The sequence below is a fragment of the Streptomyces sp. NPDC055025 genome, from assembly GCF_053608565.1.
Map to the genome: position 1 here is coordinate 1 of NZ_JBSGVS010000132.1, position 7,845 is coordinate 7,845.

Consider the following 7,845-nt stretch of genomic DNA (forward strand, 5'->3'; position numbering starts at 1 on the left):
GGGCAGACCGTCATGGTCTGCCCCGCACCCCTGTCCGCCGCCCGGCCCCTCAGCGCACCGGTGTGAAGTCCCGCGCACCGATGAAGTCCGGCCGTGGCGCGGGCGCCGCGAACGGTTCCACCGCCGCGTTCTCCACGCTGTTGAACACGATGAACACATTGCTGCGCGGGTACGGCGTGATGTTGTCGCCGGAACCGTGCATGCAGTTGCAGTCGAACCAGGTCGCCGAACCGGCCCTGCCCGTGAAGAGCCTGATGCCGTGCTCGTCCGCCATACGCGTCAGCGCCTCGTGCGACGGGGTCCCGGCATCCTGCATCTTCAGCGACTGCTTGTAGTTGTCCTGAGGCGTCTCGCCCGCGCAGCCGAGGAACGACCTGTGCGATCCGGGCATGATCATCAGCCCGCCGTTGGTGTCGTAGTTCTCGGTCAGCGCGATCGAGACGGACACGGTCCGCATGTTCGGCAGACCGTCCTCCGCGTGCCAGGTCTCGAAGTCCGAGTGCCAGTAGAAGCCCGAGGCGCCGAAGCCCGGCTTCACATTGATCCGCGACTGGTGGACATAGACGTCCGAGCCGAGGATCTGGCGGGCACGGCCCACCACCCGCTCGTCCCGTACCAGCCCGGCGAAGATCTCGCTGAGACGGTGGACCTCGAAGACCGACCGTACGTCCTGGGTCCTGGGCTCGATGATCGAGCGCTCGTCCGCGCGCACGCCGGGGTCGGCGACCAGCCGTTCCAGTTCGGCGCGGTGGAGCGCGACCTCGTCGGGGCCGATCAGCCGGTCCACCGTGAGGAAACCGTCCCGCTCGAAGCAACCGAGGTCCGCCCGGGAGACCGGTCCCGGCGCGCCGGGCGCCGCCCAGACGACGGGGTCCTGGCGCGGGGTGGTCACCTCGCGACGGCCACGGGTCGGATACAGATCGGTCCGCTCGGTACGTTCTGTGCGTACGGGTGTGGTGGTCATCGTCAGCCCTCCTCGGTCAGCAGCGGATAGACCCCGTTCTCGTCATGGTCCTCCCGCCCGGTCAACGGCGGGTTGAAGACGCAGACGCAGCGGAAGTCGGTCTTGGGGCGGAGCGTGTGGCGCTCGTGCCCGTCCAGCAGATACATCGTTCCGGGCCGGATCCAGTGGGTCTCGCCGGTCTCCTCGTCGGTGAGCTCGGCCTCGCCCTCCACACAGAGCACGGCCTCGATGTGGTGGGCGTACCACATCGACGTCTCCGTACCCGCGTAGAGAACGGTCTCGTGGAGGGAGAAGCCGACGTTCTCCTTGGCGAGCACGATGCGCTTGCTCTCCCAGGTGCCCGAGGCCGACTTCACATGGCGGTCGGTGTTCTCGATGTCCTTGAACGATCGGACGATCACGGTGTGTTGCTGCCTTTCTCTCCGGCTTGTACGTCTGTGTGCCTACGGCGGGCGGTGTCAGGCGGCTCAGGCGGTCTCCAGGACCGCGCGGGCCAGCGTGCGCAGGCCCTCGTCCAGTTCCTCGGGCGTTATGGTGAGCGGCGGCAGCAGCTTCACCACCTCGCCGACCGGGCCCGAGGTCTCCAGCAGCAGCCCCAGCTCGAACGCACGCGCACAGACAGCGGATGCCCGCTCCCTGTCGGCGAACTCCAGGCCCCAGACCAGACCCCGGCCCCGGAACTCCGCGGCCGGACCGCCGGGACCCCCGGTGCTGCCGTCGCCGTCGCTTCCGATGCTCCGGGCGCCTCTCCCCGCGGTGCTCTCGTCCGCGCTCTCGGCGCAGATCGCCGCGAGCGCCCGCTCCACCTGTTCACCGCGCGCGATGGTCTGCTTCTCCATCTGGCCGTCCGCCCAGTACGCGGTGAGCGCGGCGGCGGCCGTGACGAAGGCCGGGTTGTTGCCCCGGAAGGTGCCGTTGTGCTCGCCCGGCTCCCAGATGTCCAGCTCGGGCCGGAACAGGCAGAGCGACATGGGGAGTCCGTATCCGCTGATCGACTTCGACAGCGTCACGATGTCCGGTGTGATGCCCGCCTCCTCGAACGAGAAGAAGGCGCCGGTACGGCCGCATCCCATCTGGATGTCGTCGACGATCAGCAGCATGTCCTGGCGGTGGCAGAGATCGGCCAGCGCCCGCAGCCACTCGGGGCGCGCGACATTGATACCGCCCTCGCCCTGGATCGTCTCGACGATCACCGCGGCGGGCTTGTTCAGCCCGGAGCCCTGGTCGTCCAGCAGCCGTTCGAACCAGAGGAAGTCCTGTGTCTGGCCGTCCAGATAGTTGTCGAACGGCATCGGGGTGCCATGGACCAGCGGGATCCCCGCCCCGGCGCGCTTGAACGCGTTGCCGGTGACGGCGAGCGAGCCCAGCGACATGCCGTGGAACGCGTTGGTGAAGGAGACGATCGATTCGCGGCCCTTCACCTTGCGGGCCAGCTTGAGCGCGGACTCGACCGCGTTGGTGCCGGTCGGGCCGGGGAACATCACCTTGTACGGCAGATCACGGGGCCGGAGCACCACATTCTGGAAGGACTCCAGGAAGGCGCGTTTCGCGGTGGTCGCCATGTCGAGGCCATGGGTGATGCCGTCGCGCTCGATGTAGTCGATCAGCGCGCGTTTCAGCACCGGGTTGTTGTGGCCGTAGTTGAGCGCGCCGGCGCCGGCGAAGAAGTCGAGGTAGCTGTGGCCGTCCTCGTCGGTGAGGCGGCTGCCCTGCGCCCGGTCGAACACGGCGGGCCAGCCGCGGCAGTAGCTGCGCACCTCGGACTCAAGGGTCTCGAAGACGCTCAGTGCGGGCGGGGTGATAGTCACAGGATTCTCCTGCCGATGGGGTTGGGAGAAAAGAGAGGAAGAAGGGGGAGGGGGAGAGGGGGATACGAGCGGGTCGCGGGCATGCGCGGAGGCGGGACGCGAGGCCGGATCCCGGGACCCGGATCGCCGGGCACGAGCCGCGAGAAGGTACTCGCGCGGAGGGTGCTCGTGTACGGGCTGGTCGTATACGGGGTGCTCGTGTACGGGCTGCTCGCGTACGGGGTACTCGCCCGGCGTACGGGGCCGGGGACGTACGGGAACGGGGGACGGGGATGCCCCTATGCCGCCGTGCCCGGATGATGCCGCCGTGCCCGGACGCCGGCGCGGCCACGTATGTCCGTGGTGTGCGGGTCGCCCCGTGCCGCGGGTCCGGGTACCTGGTCGGTCCGACCGGTCGGCCGGCGAGCTCATCCGCTCAGGGCGTCGGCTCGCCGGGCCGACGGGAGAAGGGACCGATCCGGTACAGCACCTCCGGCTGGTGCACCCCGTCGGGGAACAGCCCGCCGTCGAAGAGGACCTCACGGGTCAGCGTCGCGCCATGACGCGCCGCGAACGCGGTGAACAACCGGTCCGACGCGGTGTTGTCGGGGGTCACGGTCGTCTCGATCGCCGAGATTCCCGGCTCCTTCGCCACCCGGGCGGTCAGCGCGTCGAGCAAGGTCCCGGCCAGGCCCCGGCCCCGCTGCTCGCGGTCGACGGCCACCTGCCAGACGACCAGCACGTCCGGACGCTCGGGCCGTACGTAGCCCGTCACAAAGGCGATCGGCACTCCTCCGTCGTCGCGCGCGACGACGGACGTGGTGGCGAAGTCACGACACCACAGCAGGTAGCTGTACGAGGAGTTGAGGTCCAGGACCTCGGAGTCACGGGCGATGCGCCAGATCGCGGCTCCGTCCTCCACTCGTGGGGCGTCGATCGTCGGGGACGGGGTGAATTCGCTTCGGGCGCCTGCAAGGTCTGCTTGTGCGGCGGTCATAGTCATTGAATTTACCCAGCAAATTCAAAACATGCATCTTGGGAAGGGGTTGGGTGAGAAGACGGGTTGTGTTATCACGCGTGCGCGGCTGCCGGTGCGCACTCCCATGGGATTGGGTAGAATAGGCCCACATATTCCGGCAAGACGGCCGTGTCGATGGGCTCGGTCACATATCTGTAACGCCGACGAGACCCGCCTGAATCGCCTGAGCTCCGGTGTTTAAGCCTTGAAGCAGTGGGCAGGCGGTAACGGGAAGCTGCCTGCGGAGAAGAATTCAAAAGATAACGGCACTCGAATGCATGCACCTGATGCCGAATGCGATGCAGATACCCTCATTCTGTGCCGATATTCAATATCCGATATCCGGGATTCGTTGTGCCTTGACGATGCCGGTGAGGCTGTACGCCCGCGCCGACCGGGGCGGCACCACGATCACCGTCGCGGAGCGGCGCCGAGCACCGTACCCAGCGCCGCGAGCGAGGACCGTACGGCCTCGGGTGTCGCGTGGGGGCCGTAGTGGTTGACCCGGATCATCTCCGAGGCCAGGGCGCCGCCGCCCGCGATCAGCGGCAGCGAGGGATCGGCCGCCAGGGCCTTGGCCACCACCTCGGTCGCGTCCGCCCCGGGCGGGGTACGGAGAGTCGTCGCCACCGGAGCCGCCGCCGCGGCCTCATGGACGTACGGCTCCAGACCGCGGTCCAGCGCCACCGCGCCCGCGCGCGTGGCCGCGGCGGCGGAGGCGTGCCGGGCCATCACGGAGTCCAGTCCCTCCGCCTCGATCCGCTCGGCACAGGCCTCCAGCGCCAGCATCTCCAGCTGGGCGGGGGCGTGCGGCAGCGCCCTGCGGCCGGTGTCGATCCACCGCTCCTTCCAGTCCAGCAGGGAGAGATACGAGCGGCGGGGCGCCCCCGGATTGGCGGCGAACCGCTCCCAGGCACGCGCGCTCACCGACACCGCCGAGACCCCGGCGGGTCCGCCCATCGCCTTCTGCGCGCCGATCACACAGAGGTCCACGCCCCATTCGTCCGTCAGCAGCGGTTCCGCCGCCACCGACGCGACGGCGTCCAGCATGAACAGCGCGCCATGGGCCCGTACCACCTCGCCGATCGCGGCCACCGGGTTGGTGTTGCCGGTCGCCGCCTCCGCGTGGACGAGCGAGACGAAGTCGATGCCGGGGTGCGCGGCCAGGGCCGCCCCGACCTGGTCGGCGGTCACGGCGGTGTGGAAGGGGACCTCCAGATCGACGACCGTGGCACCGCAGTCGCGCAGCCAGTTCCCGAAGGTCTGTCCGTACGGTCCGGTGACCACGTTCAGCGCCGTCGAACCGGGCCGCGCGCCGCCCCGTACACATGCCTCCAGCGGCAGCAGGGCCTCGCCCTGCATGATCACGACATCGTTCCCGGTGGCGAGCAACGAGGCGACGCGGCGCTCGATCGAGGCGAAGTGCGCGGCGGTCAGCGGGGGCAGGTCCAGCAGCGGGTGTGTCACGGCGGCGCTCTCTTCGGCTCTCTTCGCGGGTGTCGCGCGGATGTCACCGGCCTCGGACCGGTGTTCGGAATCTTCCCGGTCGAGGGTACCCACGGGCTCGTACAGTGCTGTACATGAGTGATCAGGACGGCCAGGGCGATCAGTACGGTCGTGATCAGGAGGACCAGGGCGATCAGGTGGTGCTTTCATGACCGGTCGGGCGGTGCTGCGGGTGACGGGGCGGGTCCTCGTCGGGCCCGAGGAGATCAGGGACGAACTGTGGGTGGTGGGCGGCCGGATCAGTTACGAGCGGCCGGCCGGCGCCCGTGACGTCCGTACGGTCCGGGGCTGGGCGCTGCCCGGTCTCGTCGACGCCCACTGCCATGTCGGCCTGGACCACCACGGCGCGGTCGACCCCGCGACCAGCGAGAAGCAGGCGCTCGGTGACCGGGACGCGGGCGCGCTGCTGCTCAGGGACGCCGGGTCGCCCGCCGACACCCGCTGGATCGACGACCGCGAGGATCTGCCGAAGATCATCAGGGCCGGCCGGCACATCGCCCGTACCCGCCGCTACATCCGCGACTTCGCCCATGAGATCGAGCCGGAGGATCTGGTCGCGTATGTCGCCCAGGAGGCCCGGCGCGGTGACGGCTGGGTCAAGCTCGTCGGCGACTGGATCGACCGGGACGCGGGCGATCTGACCGCCTGCTGGCCGCGCGGCGAGGTCGAGGCGGCCATCGCGGAGGCGCACCGGCTCGGGGCCCGGGTCACCGCGCACTGCTTCGCGGAGACCGCGCTGCGCGATCTCGTGGAGGCGGGCATCGACTGTGTCGAGCACGCGACCGGACTCACCGAGGACACCATTCCGCTGTTCGCTGAGCGCGGTGTGGCGATCGTCCCGACCCTGGTGAACATCGCGACCTTCCCGCGGCTCGCGAAGGGCGGCGCCACCCGGTTCCCGCGCTGGTCGGCGCATATGACCCGGCTGTACGAGCGCCGTTACGACACCGTGCGCGCGGCGTACGACGCGGGCATCCCGGTCTACGCCGGGACGGACGCGGGCGGCGGGATCGCCCACGGTCTGGTGGGGGCCGAGGTCGGTGAGCTGGTGAAGGCCGGTATCCCGCCCGTGGACGCCCTCTCGGCGGCCGTGTGGGGCGCGCGCCGCTGGCTGGGCCGCCCGGGGCTGGAGGAGGGCGCTCCGGCGGATCTCGTGGTGTACGACGAGGATCCGCGGGCGGACGTCGGGGTGCTGGCGGCGCCGCGGCGGATCGTCCTGAACGGGCGCGTCATTGACGGAGCGTGACGCGGGGCGCTCCGAATCGTTGATGTGTCTTATGCGGAGTCGGGCGCGTGGTCCCCGTCCGCGCTCTGGCGGGTGACCGGCGCACCACCCGCGCCGTGTCATGGACGGGGTGGCGAAGAACTCATGTGCCACAAGAATCGAATATGAACCCGGAAACCCCACTTTGGAGTGAACTCACCCCAGGTGCCCGCCAGTTCACTCTTCGTGCGTAAAGATTCCGGTGTCTCGGTCGCCACCGCCGCGTGTCCCCGTTCGGCGGGCCGGCGACACCAAGTCTCTTGTGGGGGTTCCACATCGTGAACAGCAATACCTTCCGCATGCCCGCACGCCGCCGCGCCGCCGTGCTGGCCGCCGCTGCGCTGACGGCGGGGCCGGTGCTTCTCGCCGCCCCGGCGGGAGCCACCGAGGGCACCGAGGGCAAGGACGTGGGGCGGGCGGGCGCGGTCGTGCTCAGGACCGGCCTCGATGTGTCCCTGCTCAACAAGACCGTCCAGGTGCCGCTCAAGGCCGCGCTCAACGAGGTCGAGGCCCCCGCGAGCGCGGGGAGGACCGCGCTGAGCGTGACGCTGGACGGTGTCGACCAGGGGCGGCCGTTCACGGTGCTCCGCGCCGATGTGGCGACTGCGGAGGCGAAGGCCGACCGGCACAGGGCGGAGGGGCGCAGCCGTCTCGCCCACGCGAAGGTCCATGTCCCCGGACTGCCGCTGCTCTCGCTCATCGAGATCGAGGAGGTCACCTCCAAGGCGGTCTGCGCGGCCGGCGAACGGCCGGTCGCCGAATCGCATCTGCTCGGCGCGGTGACGGTGCTCGGCAAGCGGATCACGCTCTCCGCGGGCGGTACGACACGGGTCGAGGTGCCCGGGGTGGGCGAGGTGACGCTCGAACTGTCGAAGACGCACACCACGTCCCGCACGGCCGCCGCGGCGGCGCTCGAACTGAGGGTGTCGCTGAACCCGCTCAAGCTGAACGTCGCCGAGGTCGAGGGCTCCCTCACCCTGGCCGGTGCCACCTGCGAGTCACCCGCGCCGCCGAAGCGCGCGGCGGCCCCGGACCGGCCGTCGGAGGCCGCCCCCGCCGTCCCTGCGGCACCTGCTGCCTCGGCCGCACCGGCCGCACCGGCACCGGCCGACCCTGCCGGTCTGAAGCCCCAGAGCGCCGTGGAGCCGGCGGCGGAGAATCTCGCGGAGACGGGCGGCAGCAGCATGACGCCGTACCTGGCGGGCGGTGCGGCCCTCCTGCTGGCGGCGGGCGGAGCGACCCTCGCCTGGACGAGGACCCGCGCGAAGCGCTGACGCGGGGGCGTACGGCGCGGGCACGCGTCGCC

Annotated in this window: 6 protein-coding genes and 1 pseudogene; 2 read left to right on the forward strand and 5 right to left on the reverse strand. The window is 70.3% G+C overall.

What is annotated here, in order from left to right:
- Positions 1–49: 49 nt before the first annotated feature.
- The 5 genes and pseudogenes from thpD to ACWGDX_RS38905 all read right to left on the reverse strand — a co-directional run bounded on the left by thpD (position 50) and on the right by ACWGDX_RS38905 (position 5,236).
- Positions 50–964, reverse strand: a complete 915-nt coding sequence (gene thpD / locus ACWGDX_RS38885) for an ectoine hydroxylase (RefSeq protein WP_453633489.1) — start codon at positions 962–964, stop codon at positions 50–52.
- A gap of 2 nt (positions 965–966) precedes the next feature.
- Complete coding sequence (locus tag ACWGDX_RS38890) at positions 967–1,365, reverse strand: ectoine synthase (RefSeq protein WP_453633491.1); 399 nt, start codon at positions 1,363–1,365, stop codon at positions 967–969.
- Between the two features lie 66 nt (positions 1,366–1,431).
- Positions 1,432–2,751: pseudogene (gene ectB, locus ACWGDX_RS38895) on the reverse strand (diaminobutyrate--2-oxoglutarate transaminase); the annotation flags it as partial.
- A 436-nt stretch (positions 2,752–3,187) separates the two neighbouring features.
- Entirely contained in the window at positions 3,188–3,748 is a 561-nt protein-coding gene (ectA, locus tag ACWGDX_RS38900; RefSeq protein WP_453633493.1) for a diaminobutyrate acetyltransferase, read from the reverse strand.
- 432 nt (positions 3,749–4,180) lie between these two features.
- The gene (locus tag ACWGDX_RS38905) at positions 4,181–5,236 is read right to left on the reverse strand and encodes a pyridoxal-phosphate-dependent aminotransferase family protein (protein WP_453633499.1); all 1,056 of its coding nucleotides are present in this window, start codon (positions 5,234–5,236) and stop codon (positions 4,181–4,183) included.
- Positions 5,237–5,423: 187 nt separating this feature from the next.
- Here ACWGDX_RS38905 and ACWGDX_RS38910 point away from each other — a divergent pair, with 187 nt between their 5' ends.
- The gene (locus ACWGDX_RS38910) at positions 5,424–6,521 is read left to right on the forward strand and encodes an amidohydrolase family protein (protein WP_453633495.1); all 1,098 of its coding nucleotides are present in this window, start codon (positions 5,424–5,426) and stop codon (positions 6,519–6,521) included.
- Between the two features lie 296 nt (positions 6,522–6,817).
- Positions 6,818–7,813 (forward strand): SCO1860 family LAETG-anchored protein, encoded by a 996-nt coding sequence (locus tag ACWGDX_RS38915; protein WP_453633497.1) that lies wholly within the window; start codon positions 6,818–6,820, stop codon positions 7,811–7,813.
- Positions 7,814–7,845: the final 32 nt, after the last annotated feature.